Consider the following 23,007-nt stretch of genomic DNA (forward strand, 5'->3'; position numbering starts at 1 on the left):
GCTTCCTGTTCCTTGATCATCCCGATGATCTGCGCCTCGGTGAAACGGCTCTTTCGCATTCGTTTGCTCCTTCAGAAGGTTGAGCAAACTCTACATCACAACGAGGGAAGTTTCGGGGGGCAGGTCAAGTGGCACTGGAAATTGCTACGACAACGCAGCGGTGGAAACCTTCTTCAAAACGATCAAGGCTGAGTTGCTGTGGCAACGCTCCTGGCGCACACGTCGCGACGCCGAGATCTCCATCTTTGAATACATCAATGGCTTCTACAATCCGCGACGGAGGCATTCAGCACTCGGCTGGAAAAGCCCTTTGGCCTTCGAAGCAAAGGCTGCATAAGTGAGCAATCGGAGCGGCACGAAAGCGTGACAGGTCCATCCAGGCAAGACCTCAAAAAAATGGCTGGGACGGCAAGTGCCCTGTTACCGTGATTTTGAATGGAGAACCCGCATTTCCCGATCTCGTGCGCTTCGCCGTCGGCGGGCCGGCTCGCCATATCCTCGGTTGGTGGCATATTTCGATGCGGATAAAGCACGTCGAGAACGCCGTAAACGGGCTTAGACAAGACAAGAACTTCCGCGGCATTCCGATGTTTTTCGGGCGGCCCTCGGAACGGCTGCGATGGTATCTGTGACAGGGAAATAGTCGAGCCGCCACAACCGACCTTCAATGGCTCATGACTGATTGCGCGCGGCTTGGCAAAGATGAGTCCGTAGTGCGTGATGCGGCCACCCGCCTCAAAGCGCAGTGCCGGGACATCTCCATTTGCCTGTTAAATAATATGGATAGCCTGACCGACTGAGGTTGGCGGTATCGCAAGAGTCTTCCAATCTCTTCGTCCCGCGCAGAAAGCCGCATGGACGGCATCGAAAACACTCGAGTGGGAAAACGCCGACACATGAGGTGGTCACTCAAGGGCGCGCAAAGAGTCGCCGTCGTGCAGGCTGCCGTTCTTGATGGAAGGTTGACCGGCGCATACCGCAGGGCCGCTGCATGTCCCCAAGTCTTGCCCACGCCCGGCTAAGCGGCATCGGCCGGCCCGCGTCAGAATTTCGCGACAAGGTTCACGAACAGACCCTCGTCATCATAGGTCAGATCGGTCAGTTCGTCCGAGAACGATCCGGTATTGTATCCGACGCCCAGTTTCAGGTTGTTGCCGAGGTGGCGATAGATGGCGCCCACGGCAGAGGTTTCGGAAATGCCCGCCTGGACGGCTTCCAACCTGCGCCCCTCGATCAGAAAATCCCAGTTGTGGACCATGTGATATCGCGCATTGGCGACGACCAGCCAGGCGTCATTGCGCGCCATGGGCACGCTGTCGTCCGGGCTGCTTTCCGACCAGCGCCCGCCGATCTTGCCGCCCAGCGACCAACGCTGCGTCAGGTCGTATTCGACGTCGAGGCTGAGCACGTGGCTTTCCTGTCGCGGGCCACGCAGGTCGGTGCCGTCGATCTCCTGACCCACGCTGTCATAGAGGTATCGGTACTTGAACAGCGCGTTGAACCTGTCGTCGAGGATCGGTCGCACAGCATAGCCCAGCGTCGCCTCGACGTAGGTGCCGTCCTGCAGCGAACTGTTGTTGGCGGCTATGTCGGAATAGTCGAGATTGAAGAACAGCCGCTGTTCATCGTTGATCTTGTAGTCCACGGTCCCGGACAGGAGCAGGGTCTCCAGGTCGCGATTGGTGCCGGACAATTCGCCCTCGTCGATCCGGTACTCCAGCCGGGCGCGCGACTGCAGTCCCGCGCCGTTGTCGTGCCGGATGCCGACAGACACGCCGTGTCGATCATACGCGTCGCCGTTCGAGGCGTCGCGCACCCGCCCCAGTTCCAGCGCGCCGAAGAGGGTGGTTTCCGCGGTGGCGCTGTATTCCACGCCATAGGCGCTGGTCAGCGCGTTGTGCCGCCCGAACATGTCATAGGTGTTTTCCCCGAAATAGGTCACCGCATCGTTCACCCGGCGACGCCCCCCGGCGACGAAAGTGCCGCGATCTTCGCCGCTCAAGGTCACGCCCGAAAAATCCCGCCCCGGCTCGAGCCGATAGCCAAAGTAAAGATTGTCCTCAGAACCTTCCTCCTGCCGGACGAAAAGCAGCGAACCGCCCGCGCCAAGCGATCCGGTGGAAACCTCGCCTTCGACGGTCCAGTCCTGCGCAAAACGGAATTTGGCCCCTGCCCCGATCCGGTCGTTGGATTCCAACCCGCCTGACCGTTCGAGCGTGGCCTGGCCGAAGACGTACCAGCTGAACTCCTCGCTCGGCTCGACCGTCAGCTTCGCCGCGACATCGGTCCGGCTACCGTTCTCGTCCGCATTCGCCGAGGGGTCGTCGCGGTTAAGGTGTTCAGCGGCAAAGGTCAGCGTCGTGGTCGGCGACAGCAGGTAGTCGACCTCGACCCCGCCTTCGTGCAGAGTCTTGCCTGCGGTGTTGCGGTACTCGTCGTAGTAGAAGCGCAGTTCAGTGCGTTCCGACGCCATGATCTCTGCCGAGACGCCCCAAAGCTCCTCACCGTCGGTGACCTGGTAGTCGAGGGTCGAGAATCCGTCGTCGCGTTTCTCGTAATAGCCCGTGACATGACCACCGACATCCAGCCCGAGATCCGAAAACTCAGCGCGCCCCTGCGCCAGCCAGGCCTCGCCGCTGCCAGTGGCGGCGGGATCGTTCGACACGACAAGACCGCCGTTGGTGGAAAACGAAGAGCCAAAACCGGGCCCGTCCGTTTCCGCCTTCTCGAGGTCAAGGTATGTCTGCTCGCTCAGCTGAAAGCGCAGATCCACGCCCCGTGCCGTTTGGTCAGCGCTGCCGGAGCGTTCGACCATGCCGGTCGCACCGATGCGAAAATTGTCCGTCACCCAGCTTTCCAGCCGCCCGCCGAAGTTGGTGCCGTCCACGTCCAGCGCCGACGGCGTGTATTCGTACTGAACAACCAGTTGCACATCGAACTCGCCGCCCGGCTGGGTGATGATGGTGCCGCCGCCGGTGCCGCCGGTCAGCGGCGACGACAGGATCACCGACCCTTGCGTGTAGTTGATGGTGTAGTCGCGCCCTTCCGAAAGCGCTTGGGTCGACACCACGCGCCCGGTGTCACGATCACGGATCTGCACCGACACGGTTTCGGACCCGATGGAAATATCCGGGTTCTGCAGGAAATAGACCGACCCCCCGGTACCGCGGAACACCTCGCGTCCCGGCAGGCGGTCGGGCGATGCGGCATAAACCTCTGCCGAGAACCGCGGCTCGCCAAAGCTGGTCTGATCGCCGCTGCGATAGACGCCCTGAAAACCGTAGAGCTCGCGCTCGTTACGAAGGTATTGCGATCCGCCGATGCTGGACTTGAAATTGCCCCACATCAGATGGTTGCCGTCCTTCTCGGCCTTCAGGAAGAACTTGCCGTCGGTGGGCGTGCCGTCCTCGATGGTGGAATCGTCGCCATAGGTCGGATAGGCGCTTTCCCTGCTCATCCGCAGAAGGGTATTGTAGGGGTCCTTCTTGTCGAAGTCCTTGAACAGATCGTCGAGGTCCTCTTCACCGGTATCCGCGCCCAGGGTCAGCGTCCAGCCGCCGCGCACCTTGCCCTTGGCATATGCGGCGAGGCGACCGTAGCTGTATTCTTCCGGCAGCGGCGCGCCCGATGCGGCTCTCGGATCGCCGAAGCGGCGCCCGAAGGTCAGATCGACCGTGCCGGTATAGAACCATTCGCTGGCCGGAACGGTGATGTCGCGTTCAAGGTAGAGTTTCTGCGATGCGCCGTTGACCTGGACCTGCACCGGATGATCGCCCGGCGGCAGGATGCGCTGGATCACGAAGGCGCCAGAGGGGTCGGGGCGCAGGGATTCCCCCAGCGTTTCGACCAGCGCTCCGGGAGCCACGTTCTGGCCGCGCACTGTAACCGCCCCGCCATGTACCGGAATGCGCGTGCGGGCCAGCGTGCTGCTGCCTTCCTCCACCGCCCGGTCGCCAAGATACTCGACCGCTTCCGCCCCGCGCAGAAGAAGCGGCATCGGCGCCGTCTCGTCGTAGCGCCCGCGCTCGTCATATACCCGGTGGACCAACACAATATCGTCGCCCTCCGGCACCACGAGACTGGCCACTCCGTTGGGCGCCACCGGCACCACGCTCAGCGTTTCGCGGCGACCTGCGGCAAGGTCGAGCACCCGGAACTCCCCACGCTTCACAAAGGCGGGATAATTCAACTGACTCTGCGCGCGGACCGTCTGGCCCGCACTCACATCGCCCTCGGTCAGGAGCACGACGTCCAACCGCTGCCTGACCTCCAGCCCGTCGAAGGTAACGGCGATATCCGAGGCCGCCAGAGCATAATCGACCGGCTGCACGGGCGGCGCGCCGGTCTGCCCGGTGGTGCCCGGAGACACCTGCGTGGGTGCGCTGCCGTCATCGATCGTAATGGTAAAGCCAAGGCCTTCGGCCACGCGTTCCTCGGCGGCGGCCGAAAGACCGAGTGCGCCAATAGCCAGCGTCATGGCAGCGGTGCGATACAGGTTCGACATCAACACAATCCTCACCGGTTATCCGCCGGTCCGAACGATATGTCGTTCGACCTCCAGCTTGTAGGTTCCCCGCCCGCGCCACGCGCGGCGGATTTGTCGCTCCAGTTCGCGCAGCCGTGCGCGCCCCAGTGCCGCGTCCTCGCCCCGCGCCAGTGTGTAGGTCAGCCGCAGGAAGGACGGGTCACGCGCGATCTTGCGCACCAGGCCGTCAATTGCCCCGTCCAGCGCCGAGCTTGCCTGTGCCGTTCCGGGCACGAAGGCCTCTGCGCCCAGATCGATCTTGACCAGCTTGCCAAGCGCCACGCCAAAGTTCATCCGCGCCATCTTGCCCGCGGTCACCCGGATGTTGCGGGGGTTCTCGGTGGTCACGCGGAAACCGGTCGGCAGGGTCCGGGTGTCCAGCTTGAGCTGGAAGTTCGACCCGATGTCGCGCGGCAGCGCGGCACAGGGCACGCTGAACCGGCCGAATTCATCGGTCGTGATAAGCGTGCCGTCCGGCGTCACCAGTCGCACCCGCGGCATCCCCGGTTCGGTCTGATCGGTACGCTGCGGCGCAGGCGTCAGCTTGCCGCCGCCCTTGCCGGTATCGACGTAATCGTCGCGCAGTATCGGTTCGCGCAGCGTGCCCGGTCCGTCCTGGTAGCCGTTGCCATTCTTGTCGTGGAACACCTTGCCGATGATGTCGGCGCAGTCAAAGACGTGCTCCGGCTCGATCGTCACCGTGGCGCGCGCCACGTTGGACAGGATCCGCCCGCTCGCATGTTCCAGCCACGTCCGGTTGGTACGTTCGCCGAAATCGCCGGTCGCGGCCACGCGCGCCGCGTAGGTCACCGTCAACACGTCGTTCGGCGGCAGGTCCGCCGTCCAGATCAGCCGCCCACCGGCGGTTGCGGGCTCGGCCGCGGCGCCGTTCACCCGGCCACTGCCCGGGGTATAGACCAGCCCGGCCGGAAGAACGTCAATTACACGGGCATCCACATAGCTGTTGGGCGTCTCGTTGCGGAAGGTCAGAGTGTAGTTGATCGTCTCGCCAAACACTGCCGTTCGCCGGTCGGCGGTCTTGGTGGCGGTCACGTCCCGTGCCTCCTCGCAGGCTGTCATCGGGATGTTGTTGCTGATGATGATGGGGTCGCCCGGTTCGAACACGAAGGTCAGGTGGAAGGGGTTCGCACCCGCGCTGGGATCGATCAGAACACCGTTGTTGCCGGCCTCGAACGAACCCAGCGCCGCCGGGTTCGCAGGCAGAAGGCCGGTCACGTCAAGCGGTCCGCCCGGCAAAAGCGTGGTCGACGGCGTGCCGGTCGGGGGATAACCGAATGACAGGGTATAGCTGCCCGCTTGCGTGACGTGGAACTGGTAGTACCCCAACTCGCCGGCCTGCACGACGGTGATCGGCCCGGAGGTCCCTGCCCCGGCCTGGGTGAACCCGTTGCCGCTGACGGTCACGCGCCCGCCGGTCAGGATACGCCCGTCCTCCTGGCAATAGAAATAGCCGGTCGGATCATAGTCCTCGGCATCCGGAATGCCATCGCCATCCCGATCTCCGGTCTCCAGCCTGTCGGGAATGCCGTCGCCATCGGAGTCGGTTGTCAACACGCTGGCCTCGTCCGAGGTCGGGCTGGGAAGTTCCGCCGAAAGGACGGAGGCGGTGTTGGGCGCGCCGGGCTGTCCCGGCGCGGTGGAATAGGCCGCCGTCAGCGTGATCGTTCCGGTTTCACCCGGCGCAAGGCTTGCGTCCGGACCCAGCAGACCGGTGTCGGCGGCACCGTCATACCCCGGATTGGCGGATGCGCCGTCGAAACCGGACACGGACACGACCAGCGGAAACTGCTCGGACAAGAGCTCGGCAGGTGCAAGGAAGGCCGTGAGATCGTCGATCACCTGGACATCTGTCTGGGTGATGTTGCCTGTGTTGGTCGCGGTGATGGTAAAGGTCACCTGCTCGACCGTCGGGAACAGGATTTCCGGCGTGGCCGCCGTCTTGGATATCTCGAAAGACGGCAGCGGAACAATTGCAGCCACGGTCGGATCATCCGGCCCGACACCGTCGTCATCCGACACGTCGCTCAGGGTGCCGCCCTGCGGCGTCGTGGCACTTGCGGTGGCCGAGTTCGCCACGCCACGCGCGTCCACGTCGCTTTGCAGCAACGTGACCGACGCCTCGTAGAGCGCCGTTTCACCGGGCGCCAGCGTGCCCTGCGGCGAAGGTGGGGCCCCGTCCGACGACACGTAGACGGGCGTCAGGTCACGCGGATTCTCCCCATCGAGATCGCGCAATTCATCGGTCACGGCGAGTCCCGACAATGTGACATTGCCGCTGTTGGTCACCTCGATGGTAAAGGACACGGCCTCGCCCGCGGCGGTGCCAATCTCGTCGACACGCTTGATGACCGTCAGGCTCGGGACCGGTGCAAGAAGCAGCTCGGTCGGATCGTCGGTAAGGTTGCCGTCGGTCACGTCGTCGTCGGCAGAGACGTCGCTAACCGGCGTGTCGTCCGCCGCCGTACCGCGCACCAGCGCGGTGTTGCGCAGGCCGCCAGCATCAATGTCGGCCTGCGTCAGCACGTGCTCCACCCGCCACGTGGCCTGATCGCCCGGCGACAGGGTGGCCGGGACGGAGACCGCGACCGGCGTCACCGCGACAGGCGATCCGTCGGTACGGGTCAGAAGGTCGGAGACCGACAGGCCGGAGATGTCGAGATTGCCGCTATTGGTCGCGACGATCTCGAACGCAACGGTGTCGCCCGGCACGCTTCCGCTTTGAATTACGCGCTTGACGACAGTCAGTTCCGGCGTCGTGGCGACCGAAAACTCTGTTGGGTCGCCCGTGGCATCCCCGTCGCCGTCCTGGCCGTCATCGGAGTCATCAAGAACAGCTGCGCCAGAGGGATCGTCGGCCTCAACGGTGACCTGGTTGGTAATACCGCCAGAATTCAGGTCGGACTGGGTCAGCGTATATTGCGCGGTGAACACCCATGTTTCACCCACGTCGAGTGCGCTGTTGCCGTCCACATCGCTGGCCGGGTCAAGCGCGAAAGGCGCGTCGAGATCCAGCGGATTGCCCAGCCCGTCGGACATCGTGTCCGTCAGACGCAGGTTGGTCAGTGTGACGTTGCCGGTATTGGCCACCGTCAGGCGGTATCTGAGTGTCTCGCCCGCCACAGAGGCCGTGCCGGGCAGCAGGATCTTGGTCGCTTCCAGACCAGGAACACGCCCCGGGCCATCCGTGGTCACGGTATCGCTATCCGACACCGGCGCGCCATCGGGCGCGGTGCCTGCGACCTGAGCTGTGTTGGTCTGGCTGCCGACATCGACCATCGCCTGGGTAACGGTCACGGCCAGGGAACAGCTGCGGTCCGTCTGACCCGGCGCAAGTGTCGTGATCGCACAGCTGAAACCCGGGTCCAAAACGTCGGTCACTGTGAGGGTGCTCAACGTGACGTTGCCGGTGTTCTCTACCGCAAAGAGGTAGGTCAGCGTGCTGCCGACCCCGCCAAATGGCGTGGGAACGGCAGTTTTGGTCAGCGCCACGACCGGCTCCGCGTCGGGCAAGGTGACCGGCAATGTAACCTCGTCTGTCACCGCCTCGCCTTGCGGGCTGACCCCTTGAACCGTCGCAGTGTTTTCAAGCGAGCCGGAGTCGATATCGTCCTGGCTGACAGTATAGGTGCCGGTACAGACCAGATCCTCGCCCGGTGCCAGCGTCGCGGCGGCGCAGTCAAAGCCGGTGAGCATCGGGTCGGTTGCCACCACGTTGGCGATAGTCTGGTTGCCGGTGTTTACGGTCATCACCGTAAAGGTCAACACTTGGCCAACCCCTGTCACCGGAAGAGGTGCCACAGACTTGGTTACGGTCAGCTCTGGCGTCAGGCCACCATCAACCCGCACGCTGTCGGCTTGTGAAAGGACAAGTGTATCGTCCGCGCCAAAGGTCGTCTGGGCATAGGCCTCGTTGGTGACGAAACCTCGGTCGAGGTCTTCTTGCGTGACAGTCACCTCTGCGGCGCAGGTCACGGTTTCGCCGGCCACAAGGTCGGGCTTCTCCGCACTCGGACTGAAACAGGCAACTTCGCCCACCAGCGTATCCTGCACCACCACCTCGCGGGCAAAGGCTCGGGCGCCGGTATTGGTCACCACGAAGGTATAAGGGATGACGTCGCCGACCGCTGTGAACTCGGACACGCTTGCGGATTTCTCGATCGTCAGGGCCGGAACGCCTTCGTTGGGGATGATCGCGTCATCCAGTTCCGAGGGTGTCGTACCATCGGTCGCAAAGGCCACGTTTGTGACCGCACCAAGATCGACATCCGACGCCGTGACGACATAGGTCCCGGTGCAGACATAGTCCGCACCCGGTGCCAGCCCCTCTTCGGGGAAGTCTTCGCAGGTCAGGTCGCTTTCCGGGATCAGTGTGTCCACGATCCGGACCGGCTCTGTCACGGTGATATTGCCGGTATTGGTAGTAACGAAGCGATATATCGCCTCAGCGCCCGTCACGAAATCCGCGCTCGGCATATCCGGCGCGATCTTGTCAAGCGTCAGCTCGGGGCGCTGGGTCGCGGTGATCGTCGCGGTGGACGGATCCGAGGTCTGGCCGCCCAGCGTTGCGGTGGCGGTATTGACGACCGCACCGGCATCGACATCCTCCTGCGTCGTAACGTAGGTCGCGGTGCAGCTTAGCATCCCGCCGGGCGCAAGGCCCGCATCCGCGACCGGATCGCAGACCGGGGTGACGCCAGCCGCATCGAGCAGCGCGTCCTCGATGGCCACCGGGGCGAAAAGCGTCACGTTACCCGTGTTCTCGATGGCGAAGACATAGGGAACCTCGATGCCGACGCCATCGAAGCTGGCCGGCGCGTCCGGGGCAAGGGACTTGCTCAGCGCAATCGACGGCTCTGCATCGATCGAGTTGATTGCCGGATCGTCGGGGCTGTCGGTGACCGGGCCACCCACCGGCGGCGTACCGGCGGCCAGCACCGTGTTTTGGATCCCGCCTGCGTCAATGTCCGCCTGCGTCAGCGTGTGCGACACTGTATAGGTCGCGGTTTCGCCCGGCAGAAGCACGCCCACGGACGAACCCATATCGGCCCCCGAGAAGACCGGCACAGGTGCCGGTTCGACCAGCGTATCGTCCAGACGGGTTAGCGTGTCGCTACGGATCTCCACGTCGTTCAGAGTGACATTGCCGACATTGCGAAGGCTGATGGTGAACTCAACAGCCTCGCCCAGCCCGGTTGCCGCATCCGATACGACCTTTTCAGCCACCAATTCCGGTGCCGCCGGGATCGAGACCACGGCAGGGGTCGTGTCGCCGTTGCCGTCAACACCATCGTCCGATGTATCCTGCACCAGCGTGTCGTCCGGCGATTGGCCACGCACGACGACATTGTTGGAAATGCCACCGGCATCCACGTCGGCCTGCGTCAGCACGTATTCCGCCGTGTAGGTCCAGCTTTCGCCGACTTCCATGACACCGAAAACGCCCGCGTCGCCACCGGTCAGAACAGGCGGCTCGGCCAGCGTCAGCGGCGTTCCGTCATTGCGGCGGATGTTTTCGATCAGGGTAATCGTATCGAGCGTCTGGTTGCCGTCATTCGTCACCGTGATGTCGAAACGGGCAGTTTCGCCCGCCATGGCGGGATCGGACAACCCACTGTCATCCAGCACCTTGAGCGCACTGATGCTTGGCGCGGCGGGATCGACACCGACCGACACCGAGACCTCGTCGGTCACAGTCGCATCCAGCGGATCGAGCGCGGTCACTGTCGCCGTGTTCTCAATCGCCGCCTGCGCATCGACATCGGCCTGCGTGACCGTGTAACCGGCGGTGAAGGTCACCGCGTCACCGGGTCGCAGCGCGTCCCAGGTGCCATCGTCCGCCGCGTCGCTGCTGTCGCCCTGTGGCGCGACATCCAGTTCCAACGTCTCACCTGCCACCGGCAAGGCGCTGGTGCCCGAGGCAGAGGTGTGACTGTCGGTGACCGAAATGGCGGCCAGGGTCTGGTTTCCGGTATTGGTGACGCGGTAGGTATAGGTCAGCGTGGTGCCGACCGTGACATCCGCGGTTTCCGACGCGATCTTTTCGAACAGCAGCGCCGGGGCCGCGGCGACCGGCAAGGTCACGCTGTCGGTCTCTTCGCCCGGCGTGGCAGGTGCGGTCGCTTCGTCCGAGAAGGCCGTCGCAATATTGGTCAGCTCGCCGGAATCCAGATCCGCCTGTGTCACCGTGTAGAGGCCGGTACAGGTCTGGGTGCCCAAAGGTGCAAGCCCCGCCTGCGGCAGTGCCGGGCAGTTGACATTGGGGATCCGGTCGTCGGTCACCTCGATCGGCGCAGTCAGGGTGATGTTGCCTGTGTTGGTGACGAGATAGCTGTAGGTGACGGTCTCACCGGCGGTCGATATCTCTTCGACATCCGCGGTTTTCTCCATCGACACCGCGGGCGCGTGATCGGGGCCGAGCGCTGTCACATCGCCCGACCCTTCGACGGGCTGGGCATCAGGTGTCACGGTGGTGCCTGTGGCCGAAGCAGTGTTGACCACGCTGCCGAAATCATCTCCGTCAGCGCCGTCGATATCGGCCTGGGTCACGGTGTAGGTGACGATACAGCTCGTGTCCTCCTCGCCCGGGGCGAGCGTGTCGATGGAACAGCTGGCCGGGGTCACCGGAAGATCGTCTGTTACGGTGATATCTCGCAGCCCGACGTTGCCGTCGTTGCGCACGGTGATCAGGAAGTCGACAGTATCACCCGGCACGTCGAAGGTGGACTGCCCGGCGGCTGGCAGCGGGGTGACGGTCTTGACGACGCTCAGCACAGGCGCCGGTTCGGCAATTGGCACGTCGACACTGGCATCGTCGGTCACATCGCCACCGTCCGGGTCGCTGCCGCGGACGGTCGCCGTGTTGGTCAGGGTCTGCGCATCCACATCGGCCTGCGTCACGGTATAGGTGCCGGTACAGACCAGCGTCTGTTCTGGCGCCAGCACGACATTGGCGGGGGCCGCAACGGAATCGACCGTACAGGTCAGATCGCCCACCAGCGGATCGGTGATCGTCACACCGGCAATTGTCTGGTTGCCGGTGTTTTCGGCCGTGATCTCAAAAGTGATCACGTCATCGACCGAAGCCGCCGCCGGCGCGTCGGCGATCACCTTGTCCAGCGTCAGTTCCGGCTGCGGATCGGCAAGCACCGTCTTGACCGCCGGGTTCGAGCTGACCGTACGCTCATTATCGGTGCCCGGCGCAAAGGTGGTCGAGGCGACCGCCTCGTTTGTAACTTCGCCCGCGTCCAGGTCTTCCTGCGTGACAAGGTAGACGGCGGTACAGCTTACCGTCTCACCCACGTTCAGCGGACCATTGTCCGCCGCCGAGTAGCACACGAACGGCGCGTCGAGCCGGTTGTCGGTTAGGATCAGGTCCTGGTCGAAGCCGACGTTCGAATTGTTGGAGATCGTGTAGGTATAGGTGATCTCATCATCGACCGCGGCAAAGGTCACATCGGTCGGATCGCTGTCCTTGACAAGGGTCAGCGCCGGATCTGACTCCACCGGATAAATCGCCTCGTCGGTCAGTGAGGTGACATCTACCCCGTCGAAACTGCCGGTGGCCGAAGCGAGGTTGGTGACCGCGCCAAGCGCAAGGTCACCGTCGACGATGGTATAACTGCCGGTACAGGTCAACGTCGCATCAGGCAGCAGAAGCCCTCCCGCAGGCGCCGGACAGTCGACCGTGTCCGCAAGACTGTCATTGACCGTGACGGGCGCGGAAATGGTGACATTGCCAATGTTGGTAACAGTGAACTCGTAAGCCAGCACCGTCCCACTGTCGAAGACATCGGGCGTGGCGGAAACCAGTTCCTTGACGATCTCCAGTTCCGGCGATTGCACGCCCGCAACCGTCGCGCTTTGCGAATCCGAGACCACCGGATCGCCATCGTAGACCGTGTTGCCGGTCGCGGTATTGGTCACTTCGCCGTCGTTCAGGTCATCCTGCGTGACCGCATAGGTGTGGGTGCAGGTCACACTCGCCCCGGGCGCAAGCGGCCCGGTGCCGCAGGTCAGGTCGTCACCGATCCGGTCGTCGTTCACGGTGAACGGCCCGGCCAGCGTGACATTGCCCGAGTTGGCAATCGTGAAATCGTAGCTCAACGCGTCACCCACCACCTCGTAAGAGGTCGCCGACGTGGACGAAAGCACCTTGGCAATCGTCAGCGCCGGAAGCTGGTCGGCCACGGTCGTGACCGTGTTGGTATCCTCTTCGAGCGAAACCTCGGCGGGATCACCCGGCGCTGCGGGCACCACGGGCTGGGTCACGCTGGCGGTTGCCGTGTTCTCGACCGAACCGGTGTCGAGGTCGTCCTGCGTGATCGTGTAGTCGCCCGTACAGATCAGGCTGTCACCCGGCGCTATCGGCGGCGCGTTGCACGTGACCGATCCAAGCGCATCAATGAGCGGGTCCGCGACGGATACAGCTTCGGTTATGGTGATATTGCCGCTATTCGTCACCTCGAAGGTATAGGTCAGGATCTGACCCACCTCGGTAAAGGGGTCGGGGCTGCCTGCCGCAAGCGACTTTGTCACTTCGATGGAAGGCGCGCCGGTCACCGGCACAAGGGTCGGGTCCTGGCCGGGACCGTCGTCGTCCGAAACATCCTGTACCGGATCGTCAAGCGGGCTATCCGCCGTCACGGTCACCTGGTTCTGGACGCCACCGGCATCCAGATCGGCCTGCGTGAGCGTGTGGGTCGCGCGGTATTCCCAGACCTCGCCGACGTCCAGCACACCGGCGGCGCCACCGTCGCCGACGGTCAGCGTCGGGGTCAGTGTCAGCGGTGTGCCGTCTCGGCGCTGGAAGTCCTCGACCAGCGAAACTGTGTCGAGCGAAACGTTGCCGGTGTTGGTCACGGTGATGACAAAAGTCACTTCGTCTCCGACGGCTGCCGGATCGCCGATGCCGCTGGTGATCGCGGTCTTGACCACTTCAAGGCCCGGCGCGGCGGGAATGAGCGTGAGGGTCGGATCGTCCCCGGCTGCACTGGCACCCGAGAGGTCCGACGCCGTGCTGCCGTTTGGCGCGCTGGCGCTGGCGGTGGCCGAGTTCAGCACCTCTCCGGCGTCGATGTCCGCCTGCGTCAACGCATAGGTTGCGCGGAAAACCACGGGGGCTGTGGCTACGCCGATGTCGGGCGCGTCGCCTTCGCCATCCAGATCGGCACCGCCAGAGACGGGCGTGGGAACCGGCGTTGTGCCCGCACCGCCGAATCCGGTTTCGGTCACAACGGCGTCGAACAGGGTCACGTTGCCGGTATTGGCCACGGTGTATTCGTAGGTGATGACATCGCCGACACCGGCCAATCCGTCCGCGCCCAGATCGAGCGACGCGGTCTTGACCACGGTCAGCGCAGGTGCGCCCGTGATTGTCGTGGTGGTGGGCGTATCGCCATTCACCGGATCGGTGCCGTCGTCGGACAGGTCGCTGGCCGGCGTGCCGTCCGGGCCGGTGCTTTCGGCCAGCACCGTGTTCGACAGCCCGCCATCGTCGATTGCTTCTTGTGTCACCGTCGCCTGCGCCGTGTAGGTCCAGACTTCACCCACATCGAGGGCGTTGTTGGCGTCGGTATCGCCCGAGGTCAGCGTGGGGGCGGCGCTCAGGGTCTGCGCCCGACCCGCGGCGGTGGTCAGCGTATCGGTCAGCACCGGTGCCGCCAGCGTCACGTTGCCGGTGTTCGTCACTTGAATCGTATAGGTCACGATGTCACCCACCGCAGGCGGTGCGCTCAGCGCCGGGCTGGCGGTCTTGACCACCTGAAGGGCCGGCGCCCCCGTCAGCGATGTTTCCGTGGGTATATCGTCATCGTTGGTCGCACCGGTCAGGTCGTCGACACCGTTTCCAGCCGGATCATCGGCCGTCGCAGTGGCCTGGTTGGTCACACCGCCGGCATCGAGATCGGCCTGCGTCAGCGTATAGGTAGCAGTAAAGATGATTTGTTGGCCCACGGCCAGGTCCAGCGCTGCGCCGCCGCCAAGGTCGGAACCACCCGAGGCATAGGCCGGCACCGGGGTGGTGCCCGTTCCTGCAAAGCCGGTCTCCGACACCGCCGCGTCAAACAGCGTCACATTGCCCGTGTTCGTCAGCACATAGGTATAGGTGATCTCGTCGCCGACGTCGGCTCGGCCATCGCCGCCATCATTCAGCACCGAGGTCTTGACCGCCGAAACCTCGGGATTGCCGGGGATCGTCACCACGACCGGGTCGTCGATCGTGTCCGTCGCCGGGTCGTCTTGCGGATCGTTGGCGGTCGCGGTGACGGTATTTTCCACGCCGCCCGCATCCAGCGCCTGCTGGTTCACCGCAAAGCGCGCCGTATAGGTCCAGGTCTCGCCAACCTCGAGCGCGTTGTCGCCGTCGTCACCGCCGGTCAGTTGCGGAAGCTGGCTCAGCGCCAGCGCGTCGCCATTGGCATCTGTCAGCGTGTCGGTCAGGACCGGCGCGTCCAGCGTCACGTTGCCGGTGTTTTCGACCGTGATCGTGAAGACGATCTCCTGGCCCAGGTCCACCGGGTCGCTCAGCGCCGTCACATCAGCGGTCTTCGCGATCTCCAGCGATGGGGCGTTGCCCAGCACTGTTTCGGTCGGGTCATCGTCTGCGTTGGTCGCACCCGAAAGATCATCGACCTGGTTGCCTTCGGGGTCGTCCGCCGTCGCGGTGGCCTGGTTGGTCACGCCCCCCGCATCCAGATCCTCCTGCGTCAGCGCATAGGTTGCCGTGAAGGTGATCTGCTCACCCACCGCCACGTCAAGCGCCGCCCCGCCGCCCAGGTCGGCACCACCTGTGGCATAGGCCGGAACGGGCGCCGTGCCCGCCCCCGCAAAGCCGGTCTCTGCGACGGCCGCGTCGAACAACGTCACGTTGCCGGTGTTGGTGATGACATAGGTATAGGTGATTTCGTCACCCACGTCCGCGCGGCCGTCGCCGCCATCGTCCAGCGCCGAGGTCTTGACCAGGGCAAGCGACGGATCGCCGACAATCGACACCTCGATGGGCGTCGGCAGGTCCCCGGTGACCGGCGTGCCCTGCGGATCGTTTGCCGTGGCCGACACCGTGTTTTCGACCCCGCCCGCGTCCAACGCCTGCTGGTTCACCGCAAAGCGCGCCGTATAGGTCCAGGTCTCGCCAACCTCGAGCGCGTTGTCGCCGTCGTCACCGCCGGTCAGTTGCGGAAGCTGGCTCAGCGCCAGCGCGTCGCCATTGGCATCTGTCAGCGTGTCGGTCAGGACCGGCGCGTCCAGCGTCACGTTGCCGGTGTTTTCGACCGTGATCGTGAACACGATCTCCTGGCCCAGGTCCACCGGATCGCTCAGCGCCGTCACATCGGCGGTCTTTGTCAGGACAAGCCCGGGCGCTTTGGTGATCGGCGCAACGGACTCGGTCGCCTGCGCCTCGGCCGGTCCGCTTGCGCCCGGTCCGGTCCCGGTCACGGTCGCTACGTTGGTCAGGTCGGCCTGCGCATCGAGGTCGGCCTGAGTAACCGTATAAGTCGCGGTGAATGTCACGGTATCGCCGGGGGCCAGCGCCGACCAGACGCCATCGTTCGCCGTCGCATCGGTCGAGGTGTTCTGCTCGTTCACATCTGAGGTCAGCGTTTCGTTCGCCACGCTCAGCGCGGCGGTGCCCGAGGCCGAGGTATGCTGGTCCGCCACCGACACGTCACTCAGCGTGACGTTGCCGTCGTTCACAACCGTGTAGGTATAGGTCACGACCTGCCCCTCGACGAGGCCGGTGGTCACGTCGGCCACCTTGGTCAGGTTCAGGCTCGGCGCCTGATCGGCCGGAATGGTCAGCGTGTCCTGCGCCGGATCGTCCACCTCGGAACTGGTGGCGGTGGCGACGTTTGTCACGCCGTTGTTGTCCAGATCCTCTTCGGTGACGCGATAATCTTGGGTACAGGTGTAGAACTCGGAAGGCGCGATGCCGCCCGCGGGCATCCCGGTACAAGTGAAGGTGCCGATCTTGTCATCGGTGATGACCGGTTCCTCGATCAGGGTCACGTTGCCGATGTTGGCAACCGTGTAGCGATAGGTGACCAGCTGGTTCCAGGTGTCGATCACCGTAGTGTCGGATTCCTTGACCAGTGTGAACTGCGGGTCGCGGTCCGGACCCTGCACAAAGACGTCGCCCGCGTCCGTCGCATCGTCCAGCGCCGGGTTGACCGGTTCCGCCGTCGCGAAGGCGGTGTTGGTAAAGCCTGCATAGACCTCGGATCCGTCCGGGCTGTCCGCGTCGATATCTTCCTGCGTTACAAGGTACGTGAATTCGCAGCTGTCGTCGGATTCGCCGGGGGCCAGCGTGCCCACGGTACAGCTGGCGGGGGTCACCGGCAGGCTGTCGGTGATCTCGGTCGTGGCCAGCGTGATGTTGCCGGTGTTCGTGACCGTTATGATGAATGTCAACGGCTGGCCCGGATCGGTAAAGGCCGCGCCCCCACTCGGATCGGGCGAGATGGTCTTGACGACGTCGATCGCCGTGTCCGGCGCCACCAACGGCTGGTTGACGCTGTCGGTTCCGGTGACGGTATCGCCCTGCGGATCGCTCGCTGTGGCGTCGGCGATATTCACCAGTGTCTGGTTGTCGATGTCCGTCTGCGTGACGGTATAGGTGCCCGAGCAGGTCAGCAGGTCGCCAGGGGCGAGAATGACATTGGAAGGGGCGGGCGATGTGCTGGCACCCGAAGTCACGGTACAGCTCAGGTCGGGAATCAGGCTGTCGGAAAGTGCCACGCCCGACAGCGTCTGGTTGCCATCGTTCGTCGCGGTGATCACGTAGTCGAGCACATCACCGGCCCGTGCAACGCCATCCGTCAGGGTGGACGTCATCTGCTTGTCGACGGTCAGGGTCTCGTTCTCTGCGGCCGTGATCGTCGCAGTGGCGGCAGGCGATACGACGTTCGTCGCATCTCCGCTCGGTGCAAAGACAGTGTTTGCGGTCGCATTGTTTACCAGTTCGCCCCGGTCGAGGTCGGACTGAGTGATGGTATAGGGAAAATCGCAAATGACGATCGAGTCCGGATCCGGTGCAGGCGGTAGCGGATCCAGACCACCGGCGGATGCCGCGGCGCGACAGACCAGCGGGTTCGGGTCGATCTGCGGGTCGACGATGGTGATCTCGTCGCTGAGTGCCACGTTTCCGGTGTTCTGCACGGTAAAGCGGTATGTCACGATGTCGCTGGTGGAATCGTAAGGCAGGTTGGCCGGCAGGGCCTCTTTCACCAGCGAAAGCGCAGGGTTGGCATTCAGCGGGTAAATGGCATCATCACTGGGCGAGCGCACTTCGTCGCCGTCGAACTGGCCCGTGGCGTAGACCACGTTTGTCGATGCACCAAGGTCAATGTCGTTGGCTGTTACCGTGTGCGTAGCCGCGCAAATCAGCTCATCGCCCGGCGCAAGTTGTCCGCCCGGGACGGCAGGACAGGACGGTGTGGTAAGGTTATCGAACAAGGTGATCGGCGCGTCGATGGTGACATTGCCGTTGTTGCGCACGATGATCTCGTAGGTCAGAAAGTCGCCTTGCACAAAGAAACCGGGATTGTCCGTGCTCACAAAGGTCTTTTCCACCTCGAGCGAAGGCTCCTGAACCGCGTTGATCGTCACGCTGTCGGGGGCGGATGCCACAGGGTTGCCCCCGAATACGGTATCGGCGGTGGCCGTATTTGTCACTTCACCGGCATCGACATCGGGCTGGGCGGCGGTCCAGACCTGTTGACAGGTCACCTGGCCGCCCGGCGCCAGCGGTGCCGAGGTACAGGTCAGGCTGCCCGGAATCCTGTCGTCGTCGACGGTGATCGGATCGGTGGTCGTCACGTTGCCGATGTTGGTCACGACATATTCGAACGTCACCTGATCGCCCGGCGCGTTGAAGCTGTTGGCGCTGGTCGCTGCCACCCGCTTGGCGATCCGCAGGGCCGGTTGCTGGTCAACCGTGACGGTGGCGTCGTCGGTGTTGGATGTCGCCGTGACATTTGCCGGATCGCCAGGGTTCTGTGGAATGACGGATTGGGTCACTGTCGCCTGGGCGGTGTTCACCACCTGCCCGTTGTCGAGGTCCGCCTGCGTGACGCGATAGTCCCCGGTACAGGTGAAGGTTCCTCCCGGCGGAATACCGGCGCCGGGTATCAGCGGGCAATTGACGTCGGGGATCAGGCTATCGGAGATCGTGATATCCGACGTCAGCGTGATATTGCTGTCGTTGGTGATGACGAAGTCATAGGTCAGGGTCTGACCCACGCTTTCCAGCGTGCCGCCAAAAGTGCTGTTCTTGGCCAGCGAGATCGCAACTGTCTGAACCGGGCCCTGCACGGTTTCACTGTCGGTGGCGGATACCGCCGTCCCCTGCCCCGAGGAATTGCCGGTGACGGTGACGGTGTTTGTATAGCTACCGGCATCCACGTCGTTCTGATCGAAACTCCGGGTCGCGGTCAGCGGATCGGTGTTGGCGCATTGCGTTGTGTCGTCCCCGGGCAAGAGGTCCGGCAGCGTGCAGCTGAATCCGAGATCGGCATCGTTGAGCGACAGGTTGGTCAGAGTGACGTTACCGGTGTTCACCACGCGAAAAGTAAAGACCTCGCTGTCGGTCGCGCCGGTGTAGACGCCATCGGTCGAGCTTTTCTCAATGCTGACGGCGGCATTCTCGGCCGGGCCCTGCACCACCGCAGTGTCATTCTGGTTGGCAGGCGCGGTCACGCCCGCCGGAACCTGGACCGACGCGGTCGCGGTGTTGGTGATCTGCCCGGCATCGACATCGGGCTGAAGAACCGTGTAGCTCGCGGTACAGCTCCTGTCCGTTATGCCGGGGGCGATAGACGGGATCGTGCAGCTGACCGGCGTACCGAAGAACGGATCATCGATCTGCACATTCGTCAGCGTGACGTTGCCGGTATTGGCCACGGCAAAGGTGAAGTCCACAACGTCGTTGACCGCCGAAAAGCTGGCATCGGCGGTCTTGTCGAAGACGTAACTGGCCGTACGAGCCGGGCCGGTAACGGTTTCGCCATCGGTCACCGGCGTCGGCAGGTCATCGGCGGTGGCCGAGCCGGTATTGACCACCGATCCGGCGTCGATATCGGCCTGCGTGACCCTGTGCTCATAGGTGCAGATCGTGTTGATCGCGGTCGGCGCGAGTGCAGGGATCAGGCACTGGTAAGATCCGTCCAGAGAGTCTGTGACAACGATATCGGTCAGCGTCTGGGTGCCGGTATTTTCGATCTCGAAGGTGTAGGTGATGACCTCGCCCACGGCAGCGAAGGTCGCCCGGTCCGCCTGCTTGTCCAGCGTGTAGCTTTTCGTCGCGGCTCCGGGTGCAGCGGTCGATGTGGCGGTGTCGGTCTGGGTCAGCTGACCGCCCTGCGTCGGGACGGCCACGGCGGTCGCAGTGTTGTCGATCTGCTCTGCGTCGAGATCGGCCTGCGTCACCGTATAGGTGTCAGAGCAGTTGTCCGATCCCAGCGGCGCGATGTCGGTCAGTACGCAGGACAGGCTAGGGATAAGCGGATCGCTGACCGTCACCTGATCCAGCGTGACGTTGCCGGTGTTGGTGACTTCGAAGGTATAGGTCAGTACCTCGCCGACGGAAGAGAATTGAGCCGGGCCCGATTTGGCAAAGGTCATCGCCGGGGCTGCGGCAACCGGGATGCTGGCGCTGCTGGAGTTCGACTGGATGGTTTCGCCCTGGAACGGCATCGAAGCGGTTGCGGTATTGTCGATGCTGCCCGCGTCCAGTTCAGTCTGCGTGACACCGTTGCGGGTGCCGGTGCATGTGATGCTTTCGGTTGGCAGGATGGTGACGGGTGTCGGCGGACAGGACGCGGCCGCGCTCAGCGCCGGGTCGTTGATGGTGATCGGCTGGGTCGCGCGGTTGATTGGCGCGTTGCCCGAGTTCGTCACCACGAATTCATAGCTGATCGTATCGGACGTCGCCGAGACCGAGGCCGTGACCGCGTTCTTCTGAAGCGACAGCGCCGGGACAAAGACCGGGGCGATCTGGGCACTGTCTGACGGCGACTGGACCGGTCCGGCCTGTGCGGTTGCCACGTTGGTCACCTGCCCCGCCGTGATATCCGCGAGCGTGAGTTCGTAGTCGGCAGTACAGACAAGCGTGTCGCCGACAGCCAGCGGCGTGGGGCCACAGTCGAACGTCCCGACCTTGTCGTCGGTGATCGTGATCTGGCTTGCTCCGGTCAGGGCCTGCGTGATTGTGACGTTGCCGGTGTTTTCCACGGTGTAGGTATAGGTGACCGTATTGCCCTCGACATAGTCCAGCGCCGTGACGCTGGGCGCCACCTTGTCGAGGCTCAGAGCCGGGCGCTGCTGGGCATTGACCGTCACGCTGTCGGGCGCGCTGGCCACGGCCTCCGCCGCGGGACCGGACGCGGTCGCCGCGGCGGTCGCGGTGTTGGTCACAGATCCGTCGTCCAGATCGCCCTGATCGACCACATAAGGATCCGACACACAGGTCACGCTGGTCCCCGGCGCGATCTCGGTTGCGGCACAGGTGACGTCAACAAGGTCGTCGGTCACTGTGGGCGTCAGAAGCGTGACGTTGCCGGTGTTTGTCAGGACATAATCATAGGTCAGTTCGTCATCGACGGTCGCGTAGGACGTGGCCGAGGCCGCCGCGAGACGCTTGTCGAGCGTCAGACCCAGCGTGCGGACAGCCGGAACCGTCGCATCATCGGTCGCGGAATCGCTCAGCGCGCCAACGGTGATATCGACGCTCGCTGTGTTCAGGACCTCACCCGCGTCGAGATCGGCCTGCATGATATCGTAGGTCGCGCTACAGGTGATCGACGCGCCGGGTGCCACGGCACCCGTTGGACAGGTGGCGCCCCCGGTCAATGTGTCATTGATCTTCGGAGCCGCCGGAAAGGTCACCTGCCCGGTGTTGGTGATCTCGAACTCGTACTGGATGGTATCGCCGACCGCATCGAAATCCGCGGTGATCGCGGACTTGTCCAGCGCGATCGACAGGGTCGGGGTGTCACCCGGCAGGCTTTCGCTGTCGGTTTCCGACTGGTTGGGCCCGCGTGCTGCATCGGCCGTGACCGTGGCGGTATTGTCCAGCGTCCAGCTGGCATCGGCCGCCACATTGTCCACATCCGCCTGCGTCACGGTATAGGTTCCCGAGCAGGTGAAGTTCTCGGTCGGCGCAAGGTCCGGCACGTTGCAGGAAATGCCGGGCAACAGCGGATCGCTCAGCGAAATGTCGGTCAGGGTCACGTTGCCATCGTTGCGGAACGTGAAGCTGTAGGGCACCGTCGTGCCCGCCGTGCCAAAGCTGCTGGCGGTCGTCGACTTGTCGAAGAACAGCGCCGGGTTGGCTGTCGGTCCGGTCAGTGTCACCGTGTCGGTCAACGCACCAAGCGTCCCGAAATCCGGGACGCCGACGGCGTTGGCAATATTCGTGACGGAGCCGTTGTCGACATCCTCCTGCGTGATCTCGTAACTCGCTACGCAGGTCGCGAAGTCCGGTGGTCCCGCCCCACTCTCGGTGTCGAGGATCACCGTCTTGTCGCATGCGACCGCGCCGATCTGGTCGTCGTTGACGCTCAGCTGACGGATCGGGACCGAGCCGATGTTGGTTACCACAAACGTAAACTCGACCGTCTCTCCGACAGTGGCATATGTGGATGCGTCCGCCGTCTTCTCCAACGTATAGCCTGGCGCGACAGTGACGATATCGGGATTGCCAAGACTGTCGCCGCGGCGGAAATCCCAATAGTTGTCGTTTGGGTCGTCGTCGAAAACCTGCGTGACGGTCTGACCTGTGGACAGGATATTCGACAACAGCGCCGGGTTGGTCGAAGAAAACCAGCCCGTGTTGAAAGTGTTGTTGCCGAACCCGGTGGCAAAGCCAAAACTCTGGGTCCCGTCGTCGTTGGTGATCTCGGTCGTCAGGCCGGACCAGCTGCCAACGTTGAAGCCGTTGAGAATCAGGTCGATATCGTTTTGGTCAAAGCCTCCGGGCTGAGTGTCGCCGTCATAGGCGCTGAAGCGGATGTAGACCTGTGCAAGGCCGCCCCCGAAGTAATCCGCACAGGGCGAAAAGCCGCAGTCCAGCGAGATCGGATCGTTGATCGTGAAGGGGTTGCCGCGGAACCGGGCGGGCTGGCCGTTGTTCTGAAAACCGACGAAAGCGCCATCGGGGTCCGAAAACTGATAGTAGAGGTTGCCGTTCACGCCGCGCAGCACGATGGCGACACCACCCGCCTCGGGGTAATCGTCTGGCAGAACGATGGAGGTTCCCGGCACCGTTGTCGTAAAGGTCGTCGCAAGCGAGGCCGTCGCCCAAAGCAGCGTCAGCACGCAGAAGAACACCGCACGGACACAGTATGCGGCGCTCGCCTTCAAAACAATCATCGAACAACCCCGCCAATTCACCCGAAATCTCCGCATTGGTTTCGGACTGCTTTACCTCCGAAGCTTATTGCTCAGAATTGGAAGCATCAAAATGTGGC

Annotated in this window: 3 protein-coding genes and 2 pseudogenes; 3 read left to right on the plus strand and 2 right to left on the minus strand. The window is 63.6% G+C overall.

Annotated elements, in window-relative coordinates; translation table 11 throughout:
* The 3 genes and pseudogenes from ACOXXX_RS20740 to ACOXXX_RS20750 form a co-directional block, all read left to right on the plus strand.
* A partial coding sequence (locus ACOXXX_RS20740) for a hypothetical protein (protein ID WP_422828560.1) occupies nucleotides 1-192 on the plus strand: 192 nt, incomplete at its 5' end.
* Nucleotides 128-337 (plus strand): annotated as a pseudogene (locus tag ACOXXX_RS20745) (integrase core domain-containing protein); the annotation flags it as partial. The gene ACOXXX_RS20740 and the pseudogene ACOXXX_RS20745, both read left to right, overlap by 65 nt.
* Before the next feature lie 61 nt (nucleotides 338-398).
* A pseudogene (locus ACOXXX_RS20750) lies at nucleotides 399-1,022 on the plus strand (ISKra4 family transposase); the annotation flags it as partial.
* Nucleotides 1,023-1,042: 20 nt separating this feature from the next.
* Here ACOXXX_RS20750 and ACOXXX_RS20755 read toward each other — a convergent pair.
* Together ACOXXX_RS20755 and ACOXXX_RS20760 are read right to left on the minus strand one after the other, a co-directional pair.
* On the minus strand, nucleotides 1,043-4,504 hold the full coding sequence (locus tag ACOXXX_RS20755) for a hypothetical protein (RefSeq protein WP_422828539.1): 3,462 nt from the start codon (nucleotides 4,502-4,504) through the stop codon (nucleotides 1,043-1,045).
* Between the two features lie 18 nt (nucleotides 4,505-4,522).
* Nucleotides 4,523-22,909, minus strand: a complete 18,387-nt coding sequence (locus ACOXXX_RS20760) for a DUF7507 domain-containing protein (RefSeq protein WP_422828540.1) — start codon at nucleotides 22,907-22,909, stop codon at nucleotides 4,523-4,525.
* Nucleotides 22,910-23,007: the final 98 nt, after the last annotated feature.

Source organism: Thalassococcus sp. BH17M4-6 (assembly GCF_049323015.1).
Classification (GTDB): domain Bacteria; phylum Pseudomonadota; class Alphaproteobacteria; order Rhodobacterales; family Rhodobacteraceae; genus Puniceibacterium.

Excerpts from the sequence above, each read along its gene's own strand:
- ACOXXX_RS20755 (WP_422828539.1), bottom strand. The coding sequence starts at position 4,504 with ATGTCGAACCTGTATCGCACCGCTGCCATGACGCTGGCTATTGGCGCA.
- ACOXXX_RS20760 (WP_422828540.1), bottom strand. The coding sequence starts at position 22,909 with ATGATTGTTTTGAAGGCGAGCGCCGCATACTGTGTCCGTGCGGTGTTC.